This window comes from Streptomyces sp. NK15101 (genome assembly GCF_020400725.1).
In the GTDB taxonomy this organism is placed as follows: domain Bacteria; phylum Actinomycetota; class Actinomycetes; order Streptomycetales; family Streptomycetaceae; genus Streptomyces.
This window is the reverse complement of record NZ_JAINVG010000027.1, coordinates 12169-36092: the sequence shown is the minus strand read 5'-3', so window position 1 is coordinate 36092 and position 23924 is coordinate 12169. Positions and strand designations below refer to the sequence as shown.

The 23924-nt window shown below is 71.6% G+C and carries 17 protein-coding genes, 1 pseudogene and 1 riboswitch; of the genes and pseudogenes, 13 read left to right on the top strand and 5 right to left on the bottom strand.

All coding sequences use genetic code 11. The annotated features are described in order from the left end of the window. Window positions 1-28: 28 nt before the first annotated feature. On the bottom strand, window positions 29-2509 hold the full coding sequence (locus tag K7G60_RS16765) for a SpoIIE family protein phosphatase (protein ID WP_225801713.1): 2481 nt from the start codon (window positions 2507-2509) through the stop codon (window positions 29-31). After that, on the bottom strand, window positions 2506-6822 hold the full coding sequence (locus K7G60_RS16760; protein WP_225801712.1) for a HAMP domain-containing protein: 4317 nt from the start codon (window positions 6820-6822) through the stop codon (window positions 2506-2508). The genes K7G60_RS16765 and K7G60_RS16760 overlap by 4 nt, the downstream gene beginning before the upstream one ends. A gap of 907 nt (window positions 6823-7729) precedes the next feature. Between K7G60_RS16760 and K7G60_RS16755 the strand changes: the two genes are divergently transcribed. Together K7G60_RS16755 and K7G60_RS16750 are read left to right on the top strand one after the other, a co-directional pair. After that, a complete protein-coding gene (locus K7G60_RS16755; protein WP_225801711.1) occupies window positions 7730-8158 on the top strand; it encodes an ATP-binding protein in 429 nt (142 codons plus the stop codon). Window positions 8159-8516: 358 nt separating this feature from the next. Then, complete coding sequence (locus K7G60_RS16750) at window positions 8517-8867, top strand: DUF4190 domain-containing protein (protein WP_225801710.1); 351 nt, start codon at window positions 8517-8519, stop codon at window positions 8865-8867. A gap of 184 nt (window positions 8868-9051) precedes the next feature. Here K7G60_RS16750 and K7G60_RS16745 read toward each other — a convergent pair. Continuing rightward, window positions 9052-9686, bottom strand: a pseudogene (locus K7G60_RS16745) (transposase family protein). 351 nt (window positions 9687-10037) lie between these two features. On the opposite strand from K7G60_RS16745, the gene dhaK reads away from it, so the two are divergent. From dhaK to K7G60_RS16700, 9 genes are all read left to right on the top strand, one after another. After that, entirely contained in the window at window positions 10038-11030 is a 993-nt protein-coding gene (dhaK, locus tag K7G60_RS16740; RefSeq protein ID WP_225801709.1) for a dihydroxyacetone kinase subunit DhaK, read from the top strand. A gap of 26 nt (window positions 11031-11056) precedes the next feature. Beyond that, window positions 11057-11677: a dihydroxyacetone kinase subunit DhaL gene (gene dhaL, locus K7G60_RS16735; protein WP_225801708.1), complete on the top strand. Its 621-nt coding sequence runs from the start codon at window positions 11057-11059 to the stop codon at window positions 11675-11677. A 113-nt stretch (window positions 11678-11790) separates the two neighbouring features. After that, window positions 11791-12174: a PTS fructose transporter subunit IIA gene (locus tag K7G60_RS16730; protein WP_308081321.1), complete on the top strand. Its 384-nt coding sequence runs from the start codon at window positions 11791-11793 to the stop codon at window positions 12172-12174. 79 nt (window positions 12175-12253) lie between these two features. After that, window positions 12254-12460: riboswitch (cobalamin riboswitch) on the top strand. Window positions 12461-12488: 28 nt separating this feature from the next. Next, window positions 12489-13187 (top strand): energy-coupling factor ABC transporter permease, encoded by a 699-nt coding sequence (locus K7G60_RS16725; protein WP_225801707.1) that lies wholly within the window; start codon window positions 12489-12491, stop codon window positions 13185-13187. Next, window positions 13184-13801, top strand: a complete 618-nt coding sequence (locus K7G60_RS39410; protein ID WP_374115637.1) for an energy-coupling factor ABC transporter substrate-binding protein — start codon at window positions 13184-13186, stop codon at window positions 13799-13801. Before K7G60_RS16725 ends, K7G60_RS39410 begins: the two co-directional genes overlap by 4 nt. Before the next feature lie 5 nt (window positions 13802-13806). After that, complete coding sequence (gene cbiQ / locus K7G60_RS16715; protein WP_225801706.1) at window positions 13807-14556, top strand: cobalt ECF transporter T component CbiQ; 750 nt, start codon at window positions 13807-13809, stop codon at window positions 14554-14556. Further along, window positions 14553-15425 (top strand): ATP-binding cassette domain-containing protein, encoded by an 873-nt coding sequence (locus K7G60_RS16710; RefSeq protein ID WP_225801705.1) that lies wholly within the window; start codon window positions 14553-14555, stop codon window positions 15423-15425. Before cbiQ ends, K7G60_RS16710 begins: the two co-directional genes overlap by 4 nt. A gap of 129 nt (window positions 15426-15554) precedes the next feature. After that, window positions 15555-17570 carry an NADPH-dependent 2,4-dienoyl-CoA reductase gene (locus K7G60_RS16705; RefSeq protein WP_225801704.1) on the top strand — a complete coding sequence of 672 codons (2016 nt, stop codon included), beginning with the start codon at window positions 15555-15557 and terminating at the stop codon, window positions 17568-17570. 46 nt (window positions 17571-17616) lie between these two features. Next, on the top strand, window positions 17617-18156 hold the full coding sequence (locus K7G60_RS16700; RefSeq protein ID WP_225801703.1) for a PadR family transcriptional regulator: 540 nt from the start codon (window positions 17617-17619) through the stop codon (window positions 18154-18156). A gap of 316 nt (window positions 18157-18472) precedes the next feature. Here K7G60_RS16700 and K7G60_RS16695 read toward each other — a convergent pair whose 3' ends face one another. Beyond that, window positions 18473-20377, bottom strand: a complete 1905-nt coding sequence (locus K7G60_RS16695) for a heavy metal translocating P-type ATPase (RefSeq protein ID WP_225801702.1) — start codon at window positions 20375-20377, stop codon at window positions 18473-18475. 129 nt (window positions 20378-20506) lie between these two features. Here K7G60_RS16695 and K7G60_RS16690 point away from each other — a divergent pair, with 129 nt between their 5' ends. Continuing rightward, window positions 20507-20884 (top strand): metalloregulator ArsR/SmtB family transcription factor, encoded by a 378-nt coding sequence (locus K7G60_RS16690; RefSeq protein ID WP_225801701.1) that lies wholly within the window; start codon window positions 20507-20509, stop codon window positions 20882-20884. A gap of 23 nt (window positions 20885-20907) precedes the next feature. Beyond that, window positions 20908-22302 carry an NAD(P)/FAD-dependent oxidoreductase gene (locus K7G60_RS16685; protein WP_225801700.1) on the top strand — a complete coding sequence of 465 codons (1395 nt, stop codon included), beginning with the start codon at window positions 20908-20910 and terminating at the stop codon, window positions 22300-22302. Window positions 22303-22465: 163 nt separating this feature from the next. Here the strand turns inward: K7G60_RS16685 and K7G60_RS16680 are convergent, their stop codons facing one another. Continuing rightward, window positions 22466-23806, bottom strand: a complete 1341-nt coding sequence (locus K7G60_RS16680) for a DUF2252 domain-containing protein (protein ID WP_225801699.1) — start codon at window positions 23804-23806, stop codon at window positions 22466-22468. Window positions 23807-23924: the final 118 nt, after the last annotated feature.

The following is a 23924-nucleotide window of genomic DNA, read 5'->3' as shown; positions in this document are numbered from 1 at the left end:
CCGAGCCTGCCGCGGTTCACTCCTCGCTTCACGAAACCTTGATGCCGATGAGGCAGGTGTCGTCGTCGGTGTCCGACTTGCTGTGCAGCAGCAGCTGGTCGAGCCGGCGCTCCAGTGAGGAGGCCGGGTCCTGTGCCGCGGCGAGTAGCTGGGACAGGGAGACCTGAACTGACGTGTCCCTGCGCTCCACGAGGCCGTCGGTGTACATCAGCAGCGTGTCGCTCAGTTCGAGCTGCACCTCTCCCTCCTCGTACTCCGCCTCGGGAAGAGCGCCCAGAAGCAGCCCGCCGAGTAGCGGAAGGGTGCTGGCCTCCGACCCGCGGATCAGGACTGGGGGCAGATGGCCGGCCCTGGCCCAACGCAGGACACGGGTCTCGGGGTCGTACACGCCGCACACAGCAGTGGCGGTGACCTGTTCGCTGAGGTGGTGCGCCACGATGTTGAGCCAGGACAGCAGCTGGCCCGGACCGGCTCCGGTGACGGCAAGGCCTCGCATGGCGTTGCGCAGGACGACCATGCCGGTCGCCGCCTCTATGCCGTGACCGGCGATGTCGCCGACGCACAGCAGTACGCGCTTGGACGGAAGGACGACGGCGTCGTACCAGTCGCCGCCGACGAGGGACTCCGCCTCGGCGGGCCGGTAGCGCACGGCGACGTCCAGGCCCGGCGCGTCGAGAGGAGCGCGGGTCGGGGGCATGATGGCGTGCTGGAGCTGCAGGGCCAGCCGGTTGCGCTCCGCTGACTCTTGCTCGGTCTGTGCGAGTTGGTCCCGGGTGGCTGCGAGGGCGACCTCGGTCCAGTGCTGGGACGAGATGTCCTGGTATGCACCGCGGACGGCGAGGAGCCGGTCGTCGGCGTCGAGGACCGGCTCGGCGATGACCCGGATGTGGCGGGTGACCCCGTTGGGCCGTTGCAGACGGAAGGATGTCGACGTGGCACGGCGGTGGTGCAGCACCGTCTGGAGGAAGCGGCCGATGACCACGGCATCGTCGGCGTGCGCGTGCTCGGCCAGGTCATGGAGGGAGACCGGTTTGTCGGTGACCGCCCGGTCGTAGAGGGCAAAGAGCTGCCCGTTCCAGGTGATCTCCCCGGTGACGAAATTTTCTTCGAAGCCGCCGATGCGCCCCAGACGCTGCGCGTGCTGGAGGAGGCTGGCCAGCCGTACCGTCTCGTCCTCGATGCGCCAGATGAGCAGCACGCTGTCGGCGTGCCGGCTGATGCTGAGGTCGGCGACGGTGGCCAGGGGGACCTGGTCCACCAGGGCGGTGAGCGTCGTGCGCTGGGCGCGGAAGGGCTCTCCGGTGGCGTAGACGCGTTCGATCTTCTCGAAAAGTTCGCTGTCGCCGGCGGCCGCCGGATAGGCCTCCAGGAGCAGAGCACCGTGGACGGCGCTTCGGGAGCGCCCGGCGGGATCGAGGAAGCGGCTGTTGGCGTGGCGGATGCGGAAGTCCGCGAGATGGCCGTCGCTGTCGAGTTGAGGTGTGAGGACGAGAGCGGGGTCGTACAGGGCTTCGGAGAGGTCGACGAGCTCCGATACGTCGGCCGCCCGCCGGGTGCTGGTCGAGATCCCTTCGGAGAGCGGCAGGTTCTCCAGCGTGTGGGCGCTCAGCTCGGCGAGGGCTTCGATCTGTCGGGTGACGGCCGGCGGGTGGGGTGTGAGCGCCTCGGGCCAGCAGATCTCCAGGACTCCGTGGATACGGCCTCCGGTCCCGGCAGGCACTGCCAGACGACCGCCGCCCAGGGACTGGGAACGGCCGATGGTGGGCAGGCCCGCTGTGGAGAGGGACTCGATCCGTACGATGCGCCGCTCGTCGAGAGCCCGCCGGGCCACGGTCGCGACGCCCGGCGGGACGTATCGCCAGCGATTCGCCTCGTCCGCGCTGAATCCGGCATGGCCGCAGAGAGTGAGAGACGCTTCCAGACCTGCTGCCCATACGGCCACGGCGGTCGCTCCCAGTGGGGCGAGAGCATGTTCCAGGAGAGATTCAGCGACGGCCTGGGTGTCGCTCGCGGCGAGCGCGGCGCTCTCGGCGGTGCGCAGTCGGACGGCGACGGACGATGCCGAGTCGCCCTCTTCTCCGTTCGCGTGCCGGACGAATTCCTCCGCCACCGTGGCGAACTGATCGCGAGCTGCCTGATTGACGATGTCAGCGGCCAGTTCGAGCGGGGACAGTCCTGCTTGCTGCGCCAATTCGGTCAGCTGGCGTGCTGCGCGGGCCGGCCCGCAGCCGAGCCGTTCGATCATCACCCCCTTGGCGAGCTCGATCAGCGCTCGGCCTTCCGCGGCTGCGTGCGCTGCGCGTACTTCCGCGCGCAGTCGTTCCACGGTTGCCGCCAGGCGGCCGACCGTGGACTCCCTCTGCCCTGGCAGGGCGTTGGCGGCCGGGGCGTCGGCGGCATCGAACTGGACCGTCGTGCGACCCGTTCCGTGCGCGGGTCCAGCGTCGCTGAGGTCCGCTTCCCTGCCCTCGGCCGTCTCTGGATCTCCGAGGTTTTCCAAGTCGGTCATGACATCACCCGCGCGTCCTGCTGCGGGTTCAACCAACGACGGACACAAGCGATGAGATCGTCGGCGTCGAGGGGCTTGGTCACGTAGTCGCTCGCGCCCGAGGCGAGGCTCTTCTCGCGATCGCCCGGCATGGCCTTGGCGGTGACGGTGATGATGGGCAGCTCGGCGTGGTCAGGCATCCGCCGGATCTCTGCGGTCGCGGTGTAGCCGTCCATCTCCGGCATCATGACGTCCATAAGGATCAGATCGACGCCCGGGTGGCTGGCGAGTGCCTCGATGGCCTTGCGACCGTTCTCCGCGTGGATGACCCGGATGCCGTGCAATTCCAGGATGCCGGTGAGGGCGTAGAGGTTGCGGGCGTCGTCGTCGACGACGAGGACGGTCCGGCCGTGCAGGGAGCCGTCCACGGCCTGGGAGGCCTGTGGAAGTGCTTCCTCGACACGGAGCAGGGGCACGACGTCGCCTGGCTGATCAGCAGAGAGGTGCAGGGCGATCCGCTCGCGCAGTTCGTCCAGGCTGGAGAGCAGTTCCAGGGGACGCTTGCGGGCTCGCTCCTGCAAGGTCGATTCGAATGCGGCGTCGAGGCGTCGGTTGTTGTGGGCGAGGACGGGAACGCTGCGCAGCGCGGCATCACCGTGCATCGCGTCGAGGAAGTGCATGGCGTCGCTGTCGGCACTGTCGAGTTCGAGCACCACGCAGTGAACGGGTGCGGTCGCCAGGGCGCCGGCGGCTTCCTGGGGTCCGACCACGGCCACGAGTTCGATGGGGTCGCGGTCGTGGCTGCCGGCGAGCTCGGCGACGGCGCTTTCGGCGACGAGGGAGAGCAGTCCCCGCGGGCGCTCCTCGATGACGAGCAGTCGGCGGGGCTTACGCAGCTCGATCTCCGCATGGACGGATCGGCGGCTCTCGGACGGCTCCTCCACTGTCGGGGGCTTTGCCGCGCCGGCCTCCTCAGAGGTGGTCCGGTCGGTCTCGGGCTGAAAACCGGGGCGGGTACAGGGAAGGTAGAGGGTGAAGGTGCTGCCCTGGCCGGGAGTGCTCTCGGCGGTCAGTGCGCCGCCGAGCAGGTGCGCGATCTCTCGACTGATGGACAGGCCGAGGCCCGTGCCGCCGTACTTGCGGCTCGTGGTCCCATCCGCCTGCTGGAAGGCTCCGAAGATGGCCTCAAGGTGCTGCTCGGCGATACCGATACCGGTGTCCTTGACCCGGAACGCCAGCACGGGGCCGTCACGGTGGACCGGAGCCGGCAAGGTCACTTCGTCGGCTCGCTCGATACGCAGCTCCACGCTGCCCTCTTCGGTGAACTTGACGGCGTTGGACAGCAGGTTCCGCAGCACCTGCCGGAGCCGGGAGTCGTCGGTGACCAGATCCGCCGGGACGCCCGGGGCGGTGGTGATCGTGAAGGCGAGGCTCTTCTGGGTCGTCATGGGCTGGAAGGTGGCTTCGACATAGTCCAGGAGCTGCCGCAGGGCGACGCGCTCGGGGTTGATGTCCATCTTCCCGGCCTCCACCTTGGACAGGTCGAGGATGTCGTTGATCAGCTGCAGCAGGTCCGATCCGGCCGAGTGGATGATGCCGGCGTACTCCACCTGCTTGGCGGTGAGGTTGCGCGTGGGGTTCTGGGCCAGCAGCTGGGCCAGGATCAGGAGGCTGTTGAGCGGGGTGCGCAGTTCGTGGCTCATGTTGGCCAGGAACTCGGACTTGTACTTCGAGGCCAGTGAGAGCTGCTGGGCGCGGTCCTCGAGTTCCTGCCGGGCCTGCTCGATCTCCAGGTTCTTGCCCTCGATGTCGCTGTTCTGGGCCGCGAGCAGGGCCGCCTTCTCCTCCAGCTCGGCGTTGGAGCGCTGCAGTTCCTGCTTTTGGACCTGCAGCTCTTCGGAGCGGGCCTGGAGTTCTCCGGCCAGTCGCTGGGACTCGTCCAGGAGTTCGTCGGTACGGGCGTTGGCGACGATGGTGTTGACGTTGACGCCCACCGTCTCCATGAGCTGTTCCAGGAAGTCCCGGTGCACGGGCGTGAAAGCGGTGAAGGAGCCCAGCTCGATGGCGCCGAGGACCTGATCGTCCACCACGATGGGCACCACGATGAGGCTGCCCGGTGCCACGCGGCCGAGGCCCGAGGAGATGCCGATGTAGTCGACGGGGACGTTCTCGACCGCGATGGTGCGCCGGCTGCGGGCGGCCTGGCCTACCAGGGACTCCCCCAGCTTGAAGCGGTCGTGGCCCGTGATGTCGGTGGGGCGGCCGTAGGAACCGACGAGTCGCAGCTCGGTGCCCTCGGAAGTGTCCTCGGCCAGGTAGAACGCGCCGTACTGGGCGGCCACGAGCGGGGTCAGCTCGTCCATGACGAGTTCGGCGACGACGGCCAGGTCGCGGTGGCCCTGCATCAGGCCGGAAATCAGGGCGAGGCTGGACTTCAGCCAGTCCTGTTCCTGGTTGGCCCGCGTCGTCTCGCGCAGCGAGCCGACCATCGCGTTGATGTTGTCCTTGAGTTCCGCCACTTCACCGGAGGCGTCGACGGTGATCGAGCGGGTCAGGTCGCCCTCGGCGACGGCGCTGGCGACCTCGGCGATGGCGCGAACCTGACGGGTGAGGTTCCCGGCCAGTTCGTTGACGTTCTCGGTCAGCCGCTTCCAGGTGCCGGAGACGCCCTCCACCTCGGCCTGTCCCCCGAGCCGGCCCTCGCTGCCGACCTCCCGGGCCACGCGGGTCACCTCGGCCGCGAACGAGGACAGCTGGTCGACCATCGTGTTGATGGTCATCTTCAGCTCCAGGATCTCACCCCGGGCATCGACGTCGATCTTCTTGGAGAGGTCGCCGTTGGCGACGGCGGTGGTGACGAGGGCGATGTTCCGGACCTGGCCGGTCAGGTTGTTCGCCATGGAGTTGACGTTGTCGGTGAGGTCCTTCCAGGTGCCGGCCACGTTCGGCACCCGGGCCTGACCGCCGAGGCGCCCCTCGGTGCCGACCTCACGGGCGACGCGGGTCACCTCGTCCGCGAACGCCGAGAGCGTGTCCACCATGGTGTTGATCACCGCGGCGAGTGCCGCGACCTCGCCCTTGGCCTCGACCGTGATCTTCCGTGACAGATCGCCGCGCGCCACCGCCGTGGCGACCTGGGCGATGGAGCGCACCTGCCCGGTCAGGTTGGACGCCATCACGTTGACGTTGTCCGTGAGGTCCTTCCACGTACCGGATGCACCTCGGACGGTGGCCTGGCCCCCGAGGTTGCCTTCGGTGCCCACCTCACGGGCCACACGGGTCACCTCGTCGGCGAACGCGGACAGCTGGTCGACCATCGTGTTGATGGTCTCCTTCAGCTCCAGGATCTCGCCCCGCGCCGTGACCTTGATCTTCTGCGACAGATCACCCTGCGCCACCGCCGTGGCGACCTGGGCGATGGAACGCACCTGGGCGGTCAGATTGCCCGCCATGGAGTTGACCGAGTCGGTCAGGTCCCGCCAGGTGCCCGACACACCCTTCACATCGGCCTGGCCCCCGAGGATTCCCTCGGTGCCCACCTCACGGGCCATACGGGTCACCTCGTCGGCGAACGACGAGAGCTGGTCGACCATCGTGTTGATGGTCTCCTTCAGCTCCAGGATCTCGCCCCGCGCCGTGACCGTGATCTTCTGCGACAGATCACCCTGCGCCACCGCCGTGGTGACCTGGGCGATGTTACGGACCTGGGCGGTCAGATTGCCCGCCATGGAGTTGACCGAGTCGGTCAGGTCCCGCCAGGTGCCCGAGACGCCCTTCACGTCGGCCTGGCCCCCGAGGTTGCCTTCGGTGCCCACCTCACGGGCCACACGGGTCACCTCGTCGGCGAACGCGGACAGCTGGTCGACCATCGTGTTGATGGTCTTCTTCAGCTCCAGGATCTCCCCGCGGGCGTCCACGTCGATCTTCTGTGACAGGTCGCCCCTGGCGACCGCGGTGGCGACCTGCGCGATGTCACGGACCTGGGTGGTGAGGTTGCCGGCCATGGCGTTCACCGAGTCGGTCAGGTCGGCCCAGGTGCCGGAGACACCGGGCACCTCGGCCTGTCCGCCCAGGGTGCCTTCCGTGCCGACCTCACGTGCGACGCGGGTCACCTCGGAGGTGAAGAGGGAGAGCTGGTCGACCATGCCGTTGAACACCGTGGCGATCTCGCCGAGCAGGCCGTCCGCCTCGTCCGGCAGGCGTGTGCCGAAATCACCGTCGCGCACTGCTGTCAGTCCGGCGAGCAGCTGCCGCAGCTCCGGCTCCCCCACCTTGCCCGCACCCCGCGCGCGCGTCCGGGGGACACGCGCGTTGTCGACCGTCGTCTCAGCCATGACCATTCCTCATTGAACGCTGCCAGGAGTCCCGCCGAGAGCCGGACGCCGATGCGGCCTGAACAGGCCGCCCCCCTCGTCGGCAATCATTGCCGTACGACAAATATGAGGCAGCCTATCCCGTCACGAGTACCGGAGAAAGCGGTGGCCCGGGCCACCGCTTCCCGGTTGCGGGGATCTTCCTGCGGTCGGATGCCCATAAGCCTCGACTCCCGGGGTACGAGGCGTCCATCGCGAGGGCCGCAGGAAGCCCGGGGTGAACCGGTCAAGGCCACCGACGAACCCGCAGCCGTCTGGGGCGCGCCCCCAGATGAGAGCTCGCCGCCCGGGCGGACCTCTCGGAGGAAGAGGTCACAGAAGCCAGGATCGCCGCCAACGCCTCCACCTTCGTCTCCCCCGACGCTCCAATCGACGGGGCGGACGCTTCCTACCGCCAGGACACCTTCATGGATCTCATCCGAACGGAGGACTCCGCCGTGAAGAGAGTCGGTTCAGGAGAGGGCGGCGGTCCGAACCACTTCTGATGGTTCACGTGCGGAAGCCGCATCCTGCGGCCGTGAAGCGTGGCTGCCCTGTCCGTCAGGCACACGTGCGCCGCTCCACGCTTCTCCGGTGATCAACCGCCGGACGGCCTGACTGCACGGGCTGCACGGGCTGTACGGGCTGCACGGGCTGCACGGGCTGCACGGGCTGCACGGGCTGCACGGGCTGCACGACGGTACGGGCACGCCGAAGCAGCGCGCCGGCATGGCTCGCGCACCCAGGTGCATCCCGTCGAAGCAAGAAGGTCCTTCGCGCCCGGGCGCACTCGTCGAGAACGCACCAGAAGGCAACACAGCGTGCAACCGGCCTTGGCGGGCAAATGTGAGCAATACAGATGTAAGCCGCTGATCAGGAGGTTCTCGCCATGGCAATCAATGAAACGACCACTACCCGAAAGGAGGACTGGGAGGAGGGGGATGTCCTGACAGCGGCAACGACTCGCGACAAGGTGCGCAGATTCCTCGACGAGCGGTTCTGCCGTGAGCGGCCGACGGTGAACGAGGACGTCGTCCTCGCCGATGCGCTTCTGGTGGCCACAGAGCTGGTCACCAACGCCAACCGGCATGGCGGCGGTGTCCGCGCCTTCAAACTGCTTCTCGCCGACGAGGGTCTCTGGATCACGGTCACAGACCGCAATCGGGCCTGGCCCACCGTCACCGCCGCTCTCTCCGGCATGAGAGCCCCGCGTCCCGGCGGACTCGGCTTGCTGATCGTCCGGCGCCTCAGCAAAGAGCTCACCATCACACCTGCACCTGGGGGAAAGACCATTCACGCGCTGGTGCCGCTGAACTGACACGCAGGTCACCCGTATGGATGCGCCGCCACAAGCCAACCATCGTCATCTCGGAGCGGATGCGCCGCGACGTGCGCCGGATCCGGAGGCGTGGCGGCGATTTCTTCGTATTCGATCAGCCGCCCGCTTTCCGCCGAGACGGCCCCTTCCCATACGAGCGCATCCCTCGTGGCCGTGAGGACGTTGCGCTCGGTGCCCCGTCGACAAGGTCGGCCGACAACGCATTCGTCGTCGACTCGCGGGCAGACGGCCGAAGACAACTCCATGGAACGACAACAGAGATGAGTGTGATGGCGTGTCCTTCTCCGACCACTCCACGAGGTCGAACGACTCCGCGCAGACCGCCTCGGCCACGAGTGTGAAGCGGGGCAACGGTCTGGCGACCGCTTCGCTCGTTCTCGGCATCGCGGCGATCCTTCTCTTCTGGACCGTCTTCGGTGGCATCGTGCTCGGCCTCCTTGCCTTGGTCTTCGGCGTCATCGGCGCTCGCAAGGCTCGTCGTGGCGGCGGTCCACACAGCAGAATGTCCCTCATCGGGGCGATTCTCGGCGTGCTGGCGGCGCTCGCCTCCGCCGTGATCCTCGCCATCGGCGCCTCGATCCTCGGCTCGGACGAGTTCAAGAACTTCGACGACTGTGTCGAACACGCCGGCACGCAGGCCGAGCGGAACGCGTGCGCGAAGGACTTCGACAGGGAGCTGAACGACTGACCGTTTCAGTGTCCGTCGTGACGCGTCAGGTGGCTCGCCCCGATTCCCGTGCCGGCGTCGGGGCCGCGTCAACTGCTCGGCAGTCGCTTTTCCTCGGCCGTGACTGGAAGCCCTGGCCTCGCCTGAAGCGTGTTGCGGAAGGTCGTGTCCGGGCAGGTCAGAGCCGGTTTTGCGGCCGGTCTGGTCATGCGGCGAGGGCGAGATTGCGCAGGTGGGCGACGGCCTGGACCGCGTGGTGGAGACCGTGGCCGCGCCGACGGCAGTCGCGGAGGATCTTGTAGTGCTTCATGCGGGCGAAGGCGTGCTCGACCCGGGCCCGGACCTTACGGTGTTCGGCGTTGTCCTCCTCCTCGCCCGGCGCAGGGCCCTGCCCGGCCGTTTGCGGTGCGGGACCACAAGCCCGGCGTTGACGCAGGCCCCGTCGGCCGGCACCGTCACGCCCTCGCAGACGGCGGCCAGGCCGGAGTCCCGCCAGGCCTTCGCGTCCGCGGTGGCGCCGGGCACCGGCCGGGCCGCCGCGACCACGAGTTTCGTGTCGGCGTCGATGATGACCTGCACGTTCGCCGAGAACCGGTAGGTGCGCGAGGGCGCGCCGGTCTTCCGGTCGCGGACCGGGATCAGGGTGCCGTCCACGATCCGCAACCGGTCCACCGCGTCGGTGGGGCGGATGGCCGGCTCGATCGCGAGCAGCGGCCGCAGCCGCTGGATGACCCGGCACACCGTCGCCGGCGAGACCCCGAACAGCGGCGCGAGCTGCCGCATCCGCAGGCCCGTGAACGTCTCCACCCACAACGACCCAGCCCTCAGCACCCCACGCATACAGGGGAAATGCCCGCTTCGCAGCCTTCCGCAACACGCTTTAGACGTTCCCGGCCGCGTGAGCCCGCCGACGTCGTGTACGTGCTGCGGACCGGTTCCGACCGCCGACGCACCGGTGCGCGGCCGCACCCCTGCACCGATAATTGCGTCATCATGCACAGACGCAAAGAGCATCCACCGCGAGCCTTTCCTGATGGGCAGTCGGGAAAGTCAGCAACAGATCAGCATCAGTACCGCACGGAACCGCTCCGGAGCGCCATGAACCGCCAAGATCAATAACCCCCCGCGCCTGCTCTGACCTGCGAAAAGCCTGCTCAGCCATATGCCTGCCAGTCTCACCAGGAGGTATCCGTGAGGATGTTGATCAACGTTCCGGAGACCGTCGTCGCCGACGCGCTGCGGGGGATGGCCGCGGCGCATCCCGAGCTGACCGTGGACGTGGAGCGGCGCGTGGTGATGCGGCGGGACGCGCCGGTGGCGGGGCAGGTGGCGCTGGTGTCCGGCGGCGGGTCCGGGCACGAGCCGCTGCACGGGGGGTTCGTGGGGCCCGGGATGCTGGCGGCCGCGTGTCCCGGCGAGGTGTTCACCTCGCCCGTGCCCGACCAGATGGTGCGGGCCGCCGCCGCGGTCGACAGCGGCGCCGGGGTGCTGTTCGTCGTCAAGAACTACACCGGTGACGTGCTGAACTTCGAGATGGCGGCGGAGCTCGCCGAGGACGAGGGCATCCAGGTCGCCAAGGTCCTCGTCGACGACGACGTGGCGGTGACGGACAGCCTGTACACGGCGGGCCGGCGCGGCACCGGCGGCACGCTGTTCGTGGAGAAGATCGCGGGCGCGGCCGCCGAGGAGGGCGCCCCGCTGGAGCGGGTGGAGTCGATCGCCCGCCGGGTGAACGAACGGTCCCGGTCCTTCGGGGTGGCCCTGAGCGCCTGCACGACCCCCGCCAAGGGCGGTCCCACCTTCGACCTGCCGGAAGGGGAGCTGGAGTTGGGGATCGGCATCCACGGCGAGCCCGGCCGGGAGCGGCGGGCCATGATGACCTCGGGGGAGATCGCGGACTTCGCCGTCGACGCCGTCGTGGAGGACCTGCGGCCGTCCGGGCCGGTCATCGCCCTGGTGAACGGGATGGGCGGGACACCGCTCCTGGAGCTGTACGGGTTCAACGCCGAGGTGCAGCGGGTGCTCGCCGAGCGGAAGGTGCCGGTGGCCCGGACACTGGTCGGGAACTACGTGACCTCGCTCGACATGGCGGGGTGCTCGGTGACGCTGTGCGAGGTCGACGAGGAGCTGCTGCGCCTGTGGGACGCGCCGGTGCGGACGCCCGCGCTGCGCTGGGGCCGGTGAGCCCCGGGATGGGAATGGGGAGCGATATGGCGGAGACCTTCGGCGCCGGGTTCCTGGTGCGCTGGCTGGCCGCGGTGGCCGAGGACGTCGACCGGGAGGCGGACCGGCTCACCGAGCTGGACTCGGCCATCGGCGACGCCGACCACGGGGCCAATCTGAAGCGGGGGTTCGCCGCCGTGACGGAGACCCTGGCGAAGGAGCCGCCCGCGAGCCCGGGCGCGGTGCTCACCGCCGCCGGACGGCAGCTCATCTCCACCGTCGGCGGCGCTTCGGGGCCGCTGTACGGGACGCTGCTGCGGCGCGCCGGGAAGACCCTGGGCGAGGACGGGGAGGTCACCCGGGAGCGGTTGGCGGAGGCGTTCGGCGCCGGCGTGACCGCCGTGTCGCAGTTGGGCGGTGCCCAGGTGGGCGACAAGACGATGCTGGACGCGCTCGTGCCGGGCGTGGAAGGACTGCGGAGCTCGTACGAGGCGGCCCGCGCCGCCGCCGAGGAGGGTGCCCTCGCGACCGTGCCCCTCCAGGCCCGCAAGGGCAGGGCCAGTTACCTCGGGGAGCGGTCGGTCGGGCACCAGGATCCGGGGGCGACCTCGTCGGCGCTGCTCTTCGCGGCCCTCGCCGACACCGCGCGAGCGGAGGGCGCGCGATGAGCCCGGCGACGACCGGAGACGCGGGATCCCCGGGCCCGGCGGGGCCGAAGCCGGTGCATTCGGTCCCGGCGGGTCCGGCCTCGGCCGGATCGGGCCCGGCCCCCGTCGGCATCGTGCTCGTCTCGCACAGCGCGGCGGTCGCCACGGCGGTCGCCGAGCTGGCCCGTGGCCTCGCGGGCGGTGGTGACCTCGCGCCGGTCCTGCCCGCGGGCGGGACGCCGGACGGTGGCCTCGGAACCAGCTCCGAACTGATCTGCGAGGCCGCGAAGGCCGTCGACCGAGGGGCCGGGATCGCGCTCCTCGTCGACCTGGGCAGCGCGGTCCTCACCGTGAAGGCGCTGCTCGCCGAGGGCGACGAACTGCCCGAGGGCTCCCGCCTGGTGGACGCGCCGTTCGTCGAGGGCGCGGTCGCCGCGCTGGTGACGGCGAGCGCCGGCGGGGATCTCGACGCGGTGGCGGCGGCGGCCTCGGAGGCGTACGCCTACCGCAAGGAGTGAGGGCGCGACGGCGAGCGCGTGGAGTGACCGGGAGGACGCGCCGCGTGGTGGCCGTGTTGTGATCCAGCAGGTCAACACACTAATGTCGCAGGGCCTTGGTGTACGGGAAACCGGTGCGGTACCGGTGCGGCCCTCGCCACTGTGATCGGGAGGTCCGGCTCCACCCCCGGGGGGAACACCTCGGGGAAGCCACTGGACCGTCGTGGGAGACCGCGGCGGTGTGGGAAGGCGGAGTCGGACCGTATGACCGTCAGCCAGGAGACCGGCCAGGGTGCGTTGTCCATCCACGAGGTGCTGGAGAGGGTCTCCCGATCATGCATATAGCCGAGGGGTATCTGCCCCCTGTGCACGCCGCCGCCTGGGGCGTCGCGGCCGCCCCGTTCGTCGTCCACGGGGTGCGCGCGCTGACCCGCGAGGTGCGGTCGAACCCCGAATCCACCCTGCTGCTCGGCGCCTCCGGTGCCTTCACCTTCGTCCTGTCGGCACTCAAGCTGCCGTCGGTCACCGGCAGTTGTTCGCATCCGACCGGCACGGGGCTCGGCGCCATCCTGTTCCGGCCGCCGATCATGGTGGTCCTCGGGACGATCACCCTGCTCTTCCAGGCCCTGTTGCTCGCGCACGGCGGACTGACCACGCTCGGCGCGAACGCCTTCTCCATGGCGATCGCCGGCCCCTGGGCGGGGTACGGGACGTACCGGCTGCTGCGGCGGTCCGGCGCGCCCCTGATGGTGGCCGTCTTCTTCGGCGCGTTCGTCGCCGACCTGTCCACGTACTGCGTCACCAGCGTGCAGCTGGCCCTGGCTTTCCCCGACCCCGGCAGCGGCGTGCCCGGCGCGCTGGCCAAGTTCGGCGGGATCTTCGCCGTGACCCAGATCCCCCTGGCGGTGAGCGAGGGCCTGCTCACGGTGCTCGTGATGCGGCTGCTCAGCCAGTCCAGCAAGGGCGAGCTGACGCGCCTCGGCGTCCTCGGCGGGCCGCGGGCGGAGCGGCACGAGGAGGCGGCCGCGCGATGAGCCGGAACGCGAAGATCAACACGCTGCTGCTCCTCCTCGTCGCCGCGCTCGCGGTCCTGCCGCTCGCGCTGGGCCTCGGCGACCACAAGGAGCAGCCGTTCAGCGGGTCCGACGGCGAGGCGGAGACCGCGATCACTGAGCTCCAGCCGGACTACGAGCCGTGGTTCAGCCCGCTGTACGAGCCGCCGTCCGGCGAGATCGAGTCGGCGCTCTTCGCCCTCCAGGCGGCGATCGGCGCCGGTGTCCTGGCGTACTACTTCGGTCTGCGGCGCGGCCGCCGCCAGGGCGCGGCCCGCGCCGAGGCCTCGGCGGCCGCCGAGGCGGCGGGGACGAAGGACCCGGCGGAGGAAGCCGGTCCCGTCGGGAGCGGCGATTCCGTCGGGGGCGGCGATTCCGTCGGGGGCGGCGATCCCGATCCGGCGGGGAGTGGGCCCGGCCCCGGTACCCCGGGTGCCGGCGCCCGGTCCGGCGCGCCGGGCGCCGGTGCGGGACCCCGTGCCGCCGGTGCCGCCGGTCACGGTGCCGCGAGCGGCTGGCCGGGGCCCGGCGCCGGTGGGGTGGAGGCCCCCGAGACCGGTACCGGTTCCGTTCCGTTCGACGGTACGGGCGCGTAGCGCCGATGCTGCCGATCGACGCGGCGGCGCACAGCAGTCGCTGGCGCCGCCGCCACCCCGTGGAGAAGGCCGCCCTCGGCTTCGGCCTGACGCTGTGCGCCGTGTCCCTGCCGCCGTGGCCGGGCGCCGTGCTCGTGGCGGCGGCCACGCTCGCGGTGCTGCTCGGCCCGGCCGGCGTGCCGGGCCGTCAGCTGTGGCGGGCGTTCCGCATCCCGCTCGGCTTCTGCGTCACGGGGGCCGTTCCGCTGCTCTTCGAGGTGGGCGGCGCGCGCGGGCTCGTGGCCCTCGCGCCCGACGGTCCCGTGCACGCGGGCGAGCTGCTGCTGCGGACCGCCTCGGCCTCGCTGGGGGTGCTGCTCTTCGCCTTCACGACGCCGGTGTCCGACGTGCTGCCCCGGCTCGTCCGGGCGGGCGTCCCGGCGCCCGTGGTGGACGTGGCGCTCGTGATGTACCGGATCATCTTCCTGCTGCTCGACTCGCTGGCGAAGATCCGGCAGGCCCAGGCGGCCCGGCTCGGGCACACCACCCGGGCCGCGACCTGGCGTTCGCTCGCGGGGCTCGGCGCGACGACGTTCGTCCGGGCCTTCGACCGGGCGCAGCGCCTGCAGTCGGGGCTCGCCGGGCGCGGTTACGACGGGACGCTGCGGGTCCTGGTGCCGGCCCGCGCGGTCTCCCGGCGGTTCCTCACGGCGACGGGCGTGCTCTTGGCGGGGCTCGTCGCCCTCACCCGCGTACTGGAAAGGTTCCTTCCGTGACGTCTCCGACGCCGACGCACCCCGTCGTGGAGCTGGTGAAGGCGGGTTTCGCCTACGAGGACGGGCCCGCGGTCCTGTCGGGCGTGGACTTCTCGGTGGCGGAGGGGCGCGCGATCGCGCTCCTCGGCCGCAACGGCAGCGGCAAGACGACGCTGCTGCGGCTCCTCAGCGGGGGGCTGCGGTGCGGGAGCGGGTCGCTGCTCCTGGACGGGGCCGAGGTGGCGTACGACCGGAAGGGGCTGACCCGGCTGCGGACCGCCGTGCAGCTGGTCGTGCAGGATCCGGACGACCAGCTGTTCGCGGCCTCGGTCGGCCAGGACGTGTCGTTCGGTCCGACGAACCTGGGGCTGCCGGAGGAGGAGGTGCTGCTCCGGGTGCGGGAGGCCCTGGAGGCGCTGGACATCGTGGCCCTGGAGGACCGGCCGACGCACCTGCTGTCGTACGGGCAGCGGAAGCGGGCCGCGATCGCGGGCGCCGTGGCGATGCGGCCCCGGGTGCTGATCATGGACGAGCCGACGGCCGGGCTCGACCCGCACGGGCAGGAGCGGATGCTCGACGCCCTCGCCCGGCTGCGGGAGGCGGGGACGACGGTGGTGATGGCCACGCACGACGTGGATCTGGCGCTGCGCTGGGCCGACGAGGCGGCGGTGCTCTCCCCCGCCGGGCTGCGCACCGGCCCGGTCGCCGAGCTCCTCGCGGACGACGACCTGCTGGCCGCGGCCCGACTGCGCCGGCCCTGGGGCACGTCGGCGGCCCGGGTCCTGCGGGCCCACGGTCTGCTGGCCGCGGACGCGGCTGAGCCCCGGACGCCGGAGGATCTGGACGCGTGGACCGCGGCCGAGGCGGCCGGCCCCCGCCGCTCCTCCTGAAGCGCCCGCTCGGGACTCCTGCCACCGAGTAGCGGACATCACTCCCGGATTCTTCTGCAACTAGTTGCAGAAGGTCGGCGGGGTCGCCTAGAACTGAGGCCGACGACCCCTGCGCGAGGAGACGCCCCCATGACCCCGTACCAGCATCTGCTGAGCCCGCTCGACCTCGGGTTCACCACCCTGCCCAACCGGGTGATCATGGGGTCGATGCACGTCGGCCTGGAGGAGACCGAGCACGGCTTCGAGCGCATGGCCGCCTTCTACGCCGAGCGTGCCCGGGGCGGCGTGGGGCTCATCGTCACCGGCGGCATCGCGCCCAACGAGGCCGGCCGCCCCTGGGACGGCGGGGCCAAGCTGACCACGGCCGAGGAGGTCGCCGAGCACCGGCTGATCACCGACGCCGTGCACGCCGAGGGCGGCCGGATCGCCATGCAGATCCTGCACTTCGGCCGTTACGCCTATCACCCCGGCCTGGTCGGCCCCAGCCCGATCAAGGCGCCCATCAGCCCCTTCGTACCGAACGAGCTGACCGGCGCAGAGGTCGAGCAGACCGTCGAGGACTACGCGCGCTGTGCCGAGCTGGCCAAGGAGGCCGGGTACGACGGCGTCGAGGTGATGGGCTCCGAGGGCTACCTCATCAACGAGTTCATCGCCGCCGCCACCAACCGGCGCACCGACCGCTGGGGCGGCTCGTACGAGAACCGGGTCCGCTTCCCGCTGGAGATCGTCCGCCGGATCCGCGAGCGCGTCGGCGAGGACTTCATCCTCGTCTACCGCCTCTCCATGCTGGACCTCGTCCCCGGCGGCTCCACCCTCGACGAGGTGGTCTCCCTCGCCAAGGAGATCGAGGCAGCCGGCGCCACCATCATCAACACCGGCATCGGCTGGCACGAGGCGCGCATCCCCACCATCGCCACCTCCGTGCCGCGCGGCGCCTACACCTGGGTGACGAAGAAGCTGATGGGCGCGGTCTCCGTGCCGCTCGTCACCTCCAACCGCATCAACACCCCCGAGGTCGCCGAGGAGATCCTCGCCGACGGTCGCGCCGACCTGGTCTCGCTGGCCCGCCCGTTCCTCGCCGACCCCGCCTTCGTCGCCAAGGCGACGGCCGGCCGCGCCGACACCATCAACACCTGCATCGGCTGCAACCAGGCCTGCCTGGACCACACCTTCAACCTGAAGATCACCTCCTGCCTGGTCAACCCGCGCGCCTGCCACGAGACCGAGCTGGTCCTCTCCCCCACCCGCCTCGCCAAGCGCGTCGCCGTCGTCGGCGCGGGCCCGGCCGGGCTCTCCTGCGCGGTGTCCGCGGCCGAGCGCGGTCACACCGTCACCCTCTTCGACGGCGCCGCCGAGATCGGCGGCCAGCTGAACATCGCCAAGCGGGTGCCGGGCAAGGAGGAGTTCGACGAGACGCTGCGCTACTTCCGCGTCCAGCTCGCCGAGCGCGGCATCGACGTCCGCCTGAACACGTACGTGTCCGCCGCCGACCTGGAGGGCTACGACGAGGTCGTCGTCGCGACCGGCGTCACCCCCCGCACGCCCGGCATCGCGGGCGAGGACCACCCCAGCGTCCTCAGCTACCTCGACGTGCTGCGGGACGGCGCGCCGGTCGGCGACCGGGTCGCGATCATCGGCGCCGGCGGCATCGGCTTCGACGTCGCCGAGTTCCTCACGGACGGCGGCGAGGGCGCGAGCCAGGACCCCGAGACGTACTTCCGCCAGTGGGGCGTCGACACCTCCTACGAGAACCGCGGCGGACTGCGCGCGCCCGAGCGGAACGCGCCGCCGCGCCAGGTGCACCTGCTCCAGCGCAAGACCACCAAGGTCGGCGCGGGCCTCGGCAAGACGACCGGCTGGATCCACCGCACCGAGCTCAAGCACCGGGGCGTCACCATGGTGGCGGGCGTGTCGTACGAGCGGATCGACGACGCCGGCCTGCACGTCACGATCGACGGCGAGGCGCAGGTCCTGCCCGTCGACACGATCGTGCTCTGCGCCGGTCAGGAGCCGCGCCGCGACCTGTACGAGGAGCTGGTCGCCGCGGGCCGCCCGGCGCACCTCATCGGCGGCGCGGACGTCGCCGCCGAGCTGGACGCGAAGCGGGCCATCGACCAGGGCACCCGGCTCGCCGCCACCCTGTGACGACCGCTCCGTGATCACCGTGGCCGGCCGAACCTAGGATGCGAGCATGTCCCTCCCGCACGCGATCCTCACCGCGCTGCTCGAAAAGCCGTCCTCCGGCCTCGAACTGACGCGCCGCTTCGACAAGTCGATCGGCTACTTCTGGTCGGCCACGCACCAGCAGATCTACCGCGAGCTCGGGAAACTGGAGCAGGCTGGGCACATCCGCGCCCTGCCCGCTCCGGTGCCCGCGCGGGGACAGAAGAAGGAGTACGAGGTGCTGCCCGCCGGCCGGGCGGAGCTGAGCGACTGGGTCGCGAAGTCCGAGGACCCGAAGCCGCTCCGGTCCGCCCTGCTGCTGCGGATGCGGGCGGCGGCGATGGTGGGCACGGAGGGACTGCGGGCCGAGCTTTCGCGCCATCTGGCCCTGCACCAGGCCCAGTTGGACGAGTACCTCGTGATCGAGGCCCGCGACTTCCCGGCGGAGCGCCGCCGCACCGAACCGGACCGGCTGCGCCACCTCGTCCTGCGGGGCGGGGTGGATCTGGAGCGGTTCTGGGTGGAGTGGCTGACGAACGCGCTGGCGGAGCTGGGGCGGGAGGAGTAGCCCGCGCCGTGCGGGCCGCGCTTCCGCCCGTGTGGGCACACGGGACGGCGCCCATAGCGGCGCCTCCGCGTTCCGCGCCTGGACCCGCACCACCAGGAAGCCGTGCACGGGATGCGGGTCCAGGCCCGGGAGCCTCGGGCGCCGGCAAGGGGCGCCGTTCCGTTGTGCCCACCCTCCCCCAAGCTCTCGGCTCCGCTCGAGCAGGGGGGACCCCCTTGCCCCAGCGGAACGACCGCCCACAACGGGGCGCGAGGGGTGGGCGCCGGCCCGGCGGAACGACTGCCCACAATGGCGGCACGGCGACAACAGCTCGGTTCTACGACTCCCCCGCAGACGCCCTTCGCCACGCCGAGTCCCGCAGCAGACGCAGGCCGTTCAGGCCCACCAGCACCGTGGAGCCCTCGTGGCCGGCGACGCCGAGCGGGAGCGGAAGGTGGCCGACGAGGTCCCAGACGACCAGCGCGCCGATGCAGACGCCCGCGATCACCAGGTTCTGGACGACCAGACGGCGGGCCCGGCGGGAGAGGGCCACCACGGCCGGGATCGCGCGGAGTTCGTCGCGGACCACGACCGCGTCGGCGGTCTCCAGCGCGAGGTCGGAGCCGGCCCGGCCCATGGCGATGCCGGCGTGGGCGGCCGCGAGGGCCGGGGCGTCGTTGACGCCGTCGCCGACGAGCAGCACCTTGGCGCCCGCCCGCTCCCACTCCCGTACGGTCTCGGCCTTCTCGTGCGGGAGGAGCCCGGCGCGGACGTCGGTGAGCCCCGCTTCGGCGGCGATCCGGGCGGCCGCGCCCGCGTTGTCGCCCGTCAGCAGCGCCGGGGCGGTCCCGGTGAGCCGGGCGAGGGCGGCGACCGCCTCGGGTGCGCCGTCGCGGAGCCGGTCGGAGAGGTGGAGGACGGCGGCGGGAGCTCCGTCGACGAGGACCTCGACGGCGGTGTCGGCGTGGCTGCCCGCCGCCCGGCGGACCCGCACCTCGTGACCGCCGGCCACCGCCCGTACCCCCTGCCCCGGCTCGGCGGTGAAGTCGCTCGCCTCGGGGATCTCCAGGCCGCGGGCGCGGGCCTCGGCCACCACGGCGCGGGCCAGCGGGTGCTCGCTGGGCAGTTCGGCGGCCGCGGCGAGGGCGAGGGCGGACGCGTCGCCGTGGACGGCGGTCACCTTCGGCGTCCCCTCGGTGAGGGTGCCGGTCTTGTCGAGGGCGACCCGGTCCACCGCGCCGAGCCGTTCCATGACGACCGCCGACTTGACGAGGACGCCGTGGCGTCCGGCCGTGGCGATCGCGGAGAGCAACGGCGGCATGGTGGCGAGGACCACCGCACAGGGCGAGGCGACGATCATGAAGGTCATCGCCCGGAGCAGGGCCTCGGTGGGGTCGGCGCCGAAGGCGACGGGCAGGCCGAAGAGGGCCAGGGTGGCGACGACGACGCCGACCGAGTAGCGCTGTTCGATCTTCTCCACGAAGAGCTGGGTGGGCGCCTTGGTCGCGCTCGCCTCCTCGACGAGGGCGACGATCCGGGCGATGACGGAGTCGGCCGCGTCCTTGTCGACGCGGACGCGGAGCGCCCCGGAGCCGTTGAGGGTGCCGGCGAAGACCGTGTCGCCCGCCGCCTTGGGGGCGGGGAGCGGCTCGCCGGTGATGCTCGCCTGGTCGACGTCGCTCGTGCCGCGCAGGACGGTGCCGTCGGCGGGGAGCCGCTCCCCGGGCCGTACGAGGACGGTGTCGCCGATCGCGAGGGCGGCCGCCGCGACGGTCTCCTCGTGGTCTGAGCTCTCGCCCGTGAGCCGGACCGCGGTGACGGGGGCGAGGTCGAGCAGTCCGCGGACGGAGTCCGCGGTGCGGCGGGTGGCGAGGGCCTCCAGCGCGCCGGAGACGGCGAAGATGACGATGAGGAGCCCGCCGTCGAGGTACTGGCCGATGGCCGCGGCTCCGAGCGCGGCGACCACCATGAGCAGGTCGACGTCGAGGGAGCGCTCCTTCAGCGCCTGGAGCCCGGCCCAGGCGGGTTCCCAGCCTCCGGCGGCGTAGCAGACCGCGTAGAGCGGACCCCAGAGCCAGGCCGGGGCGCCGGCCAGGTCGAGCGGGAGGGCGGCGAGGAAGGCCAGGGCGGCGAGCGCCGCCCAGCGCACCTCGGGCAGGGCCGTGGCCCCGGTGCGGTGCGACGGCGCGGACGGGGGCGACGGGGTGGGGGCCTGCGGGGTGTCGAGCTCCGGGAGGGCCATGGGGAGGACACCTCTTTCGAGGGGGGCGGGGAGGGACGGCCACGCGTCGGTGGCGAAGGCCCACCACCATACCCGAACACATGAAGAGGTCTTCACTTATTGACGTGCGAGCGCCGCTACGATGAGCGCATGGGACACGGAGCGAACGGCAGGACCACCCCCGCACCCCACCTGGACGCCGAGTCCGCGGCGACCATCGCCGCCACCCTCCAGGCCCTCGCCACCCCCTCCCGGCTGATGATCCTCACCACGCTCCGCCAGGGCCCGTGCGGCGTCACCGAGCTCGCCGCCGCCGTCGAGATGGAGCAGTCCGCCGTCTCCCACCAGCTCCGGCTGCTCCGCGCGCTCGGCCTGGTCACCGGCGTCCGCCAGGGGCGCCGCATCGAGTACAGCCTCTACGACAACCACGTCGCCCAGCTCCTCGACGAGGCCGTCTACCACATCGAGCACCTGCGGCTCGGCGCACGCGACGGCGCCCGCACCGACGTGGATACTGGTCAGTTGTAGTTCCACGACACGAAGGGGCGGGTATGGCCGACGACTTGGGGCGCCGTGCGACACGTCACGCGGTGGTCATCGGGGGAAGTCTCGCTGGACTGCTTGCCGCTCGGGTGCTCGCCGAGCACGCCGAGAAGGTGACGGTCGTCGAGCGCGACCGCTACCCGGAGGGGCCCGACGCCCGGCCGGGCGTCCCGCAGGGCCGGCACCTGCACGTGCTCATCGCGGGCGGGCAGGAGGCGTTCGACGAGCTGCTGCCGGGGTTCATGGAGGAGCTGCGCGAGCTCGGCGCGCCCAAGGTGGGCGTGCCCGAGGACATGGTCCAGTGGCAGAACGGCAGGTGGATGCACCGGCTGCCCGCCACCGTCCACTTCTACTCGGGCCCGCGCCCGCAGCTCGAGTGGCTGGTGCGGCAGCGGGTGTTCGCCGACCCCCGGATCGAACTGGTCGAGGGCCACGAGACGGTGGGCCTGACCGGCGACTCCTCACGCGTCCGCGGCGTCCGGCTGCGGGAGCGCGGCGCGGGAGCCGAGAAGGAGACCCGCGTCCTGGAGGCCGATCTGGTCGTCGACGCCTCCGGAAGGTCGACGAAGGCGGCGGACTGGCTGGCGGCGATCGGCGCGGAGGCCCCGCACGAGGAGACCATCGACACCGGTCTCGCCTACAGCACCCGGATCTACCGCGCCCCGGCCGGGGCGCTGGACAGCGACGCCATGGGCTACTTCATCGTGCCCAACCCCGAGCAGGAGTACGGGGCCGTCGTGCTGCCCGTCGGCGACGGGACGCACCTCGTGACCCTCTCGGGGCTCCGGGGCAACGAACCGCCCACGGAGGAGGGGGCGTTCGAGGAGTTCGCGAAGCGGATGCCGCACCCGCTGATCAGCGAGTGGCTGGCGCGGGCGGAGCCGGTGTCCCCGGTGTACGGCTTCCGCAAGACCGCCAACATCCGGCGCCGGTACGACCGTCCGGGCCGCCGTCCGGCCGGTTTCCTCGCCACCGGCGACGCCCTGTGCGCCTTCAACCCGGTCTACGGACAGGGCATGGCGGTGGCGGCGATCTCCGCCGTCGCCCTGCGCCGGGCCCTCTCCGACCCGAAGCGCACCCCGACCACCCGGCAGGTGCAGCGCGCCCTCCTCGACGCCTCCCGGCAGGCATGGGACGTCTCGACGGGCGCCGACAAGAAGATGCCCGGTGCCGTCGGCGGCGAGGACGCCCCCGGGCCGCTGGACAAGGCGGTCGGCTGGTACATGAGCCGGGTGCAGGAGCGGGCGGCGGGCGACCCGGTCGTCGGCGCGGCCTTCCGCAAGGCGATCACCCTCACCGCCCCGATGACGGTCCTGTTCGCCCCCGCCGTGGCACGGGCGGTGCTCTTCGGCCCGGTCCACGCGACACCGGCCGAACCGCCGCTGCGCCGTACGGACGGCTAGCGGCGCGAGGGGCGGCGGTGGACCTGCCAGCGCCGCCCCTCGCCTCAACTCGGCTCAACCCATGTGCCGGTCTCGGACGCGGGCGGCCTCGGGTGCGGACAGCGGATGTTGCCGGGGGCCGCTCCGTGCCGGCCTTCCGCTCGCGGACCCCGCTCCGAGCGGTTCAGGCGCCCGGGGCCGCCGTCACCATGCCCGCGGCGATGGCCGCGCCGAGTGCCGCGTAGTCGTCGGCGTTCTGCGCGGCGTAGGCGAGCGCGAAGTCGGCCACGGCGCGGTCGAAGACGTCCGAGGTGCCGAGGTAGGCGGCGATGGCGATGCGGTCGCCGGAGCGGGCGTGGGCGCGGGCCAGGGCCCGGCCGCAGAGCCGCGCGTAGTCCCGCAGGGTGGCCGGGGACATGGTCTCCACCTCGGCGGAGCCCTTCATGTCGCGCAGCTGCCGCCAGTAGAAGTGGCGTTGCTCGGGGCCGGTCATCCAGCCGAGGAAGATGTCGCTGGCGGCCTGGGTGAGCCGCTGGCCGTGGACGACGCGGCGGCCCTGGTGGGAATGGGCGGTCGGCGGCAGGTACTGCTCCAGGACGGAGCGTCCGGCCTCCTTGATCTGGAGGATGAGCGGGTCGTTCTCGTCCCGTCCTTCGAGGAGGAGGACGAAGCAGCGGGTGCCGACGCTGCCGACTCCCACGACCTTGCGGGCGGCATCGACGAAGCGGTAGCGGTCGAGGAGGACGCGGCGCTCCTCGGCGAGGGAGCTGCGGTAGTCGCTGAAGATCTTCCCGAGGGTGATCCGGTCGACGTCCGTGACGCGTTCGAGGAGCGGCGGGTCGTCGACGATGTGCCGGTCGCCCTCGGAGTCCCTCTCGGTGAGCTTCTCCAGGGCCTGGAGACTGGTGCGCCGACGGGCGCCGGCGAGCCGTTTCGTGAGGCGGGCGCGGTCCTCGCGGCGTGCCACGCGGAGGATGTCGTCGGCGGAGATCCGCTCGTACCAGACGTCGAGCTCGCCGAGGCCGGCGAGGCGGCGCATGGTCGTGCGGTACGACTCCACGGCGACGAGCGCGGCGCGGTGGGCCTTGGGCTTGGCGCTGCCGTTCTGGAGGGAGGCGACGGTGACGCTGGCCGCGAGTCTCTTCACGTCCCATTCGAAGGGGCCCGGGAGGGTCTCGTCGAAGTCGTTCACGTCGAAGAGGAGCGTCCGTTCGGGTGAGGCGTAGACGCCGAAGTTGAGCAGGTGGGCGTCGCCGCAGAGCTGGACGGTGAGCCCGGTGTGGCGCTCGGCTCCGAGGTCGGCGGCCATGACGCCGGCGGCGCCGCGCAGGAAGGCGAAGGGGGAGACCGCCATCCTGGCGTACCGGAGGGGAACGAGGTCGGGCAGCCGGTCCATGGACTCGCGCTCCAGGGTCACCAGCGGGTCGGGGCGTTGTGACCCGGGTATCCAGCGGCCGTGGGAGGCACGGGGGACGCGTTTGCGGGCCGCCTTTCCCAGAGCGGCACGTTCCGACGGTGTCGTCATCCGGCCTCACCGCCTCTTTCCGCCGACTTGTTCTCGGCCCGGTCACCTGGAACCTCATTACAAGGCGCCTCGCTCGTTTCGGCCACTCTGCCGGACCGCCCTGGCCAAGTGGTTTAGA

What these genes read in the sequence shown, in the direction of transcription:
- K7G60_RS39410 (WP_374115637.1), top strand. Translation starts at nt 13,184, where the DNA reads ATGAGCCGGAACGCGAAGATCAACACGCTGCTGCTCCTCCTCGTCGCC.
- K7G60_RS16695 (WP_225801702.1), bottom strand. Translation starts at nt 20,377, where the DNA reads ATGGCCCTCCCGGAGCTCGACACCCCGCAGGCCCCCACCCCGTCGCCC.
- K7G60_RS16725 (WP_225801707.1), top strand. Translation starts at nt 12,489, where the DNA reads ATGCATATAGCCGAGGGGTATCTGCCCCCTGTGCACGCCGCCGCCTGG.
- K7G60_RS16680 (WP_225801699.1), bottom strand. Translation starts at nt 23,806, where the DNA reads ATGACGACACCGTCGGAACGTGCCGCTCTGGGAAAGGCGGCCCGCAAA.
- cbiQ (WP_225801706.1), top strand. Translation starts at nt 13,807, where the DNA reads ATGCTGCCGATCGACGCGGCGGCGCACAGCAGTCGCTGGCGCCGCCGC.
- K7G60_RS16755 (WP_225801711.1), top strand. Translation starts at nt 7,730, where the DNA reads ATGGCAATCAATGAAACGACCACTACCCGAAAGGAGGACTGGGAGGAG.
- K7G60_RS16700 (WP_225801703.1), top strand. Translation starts at nt 17,617, where the DNA reads ATGTCCCTCCCGCACGCGATCCTCACCGCGCTGCTCGAAAAGCCGTCC.
- K7G60_RS16685 (WP_225801700.1), top strand. Translation starts at nt 20,908, where the DNA reads ATGGCCGACGACTTGGGGCGCCGTGCGACACGTCACGCGGTGGTCATC.
- dhaL (WP_225801708.1), top strand. Translation starts at nt 11,057, where the DNA reads ATGGCGGAGACCTTCGGCGCCGGGTTCCTGGTGCGCTGGCTGGCCGCG.
- K7G60_RS16690 (WP_225801701.1), top strand. Translation starts at nt 20,507, where the DNA reads ATGGGACACGGAGCGAACGGCAGGACCACCCCCGCACCCCACCTGGAC.
- K7G60_RS16765 (WP_225801713.1), bottom strand. Translation starts at nt 2,509, where the DNA reads ATGACCGACTTGGAAAACCTCGGAGATCCAGAGACGGCCGAGGGCAGG.
- K7G60_RS16705 (WP_225801704.1), top strand. Translation starts at nt 15,555, where the DNA reads ATGACCCCGTACCAGCATCTGCTGAGCCCGCTCGACCTCGGGTTCACC.
- K7G60_RS16760 (WP_225801712.1), bottom strand. Translation starts at nt 6,822, where the DNA reads ATGGCTGAGACGACGGTCGACAACGCGCGTGTCCCCCGGACGCGCGCG.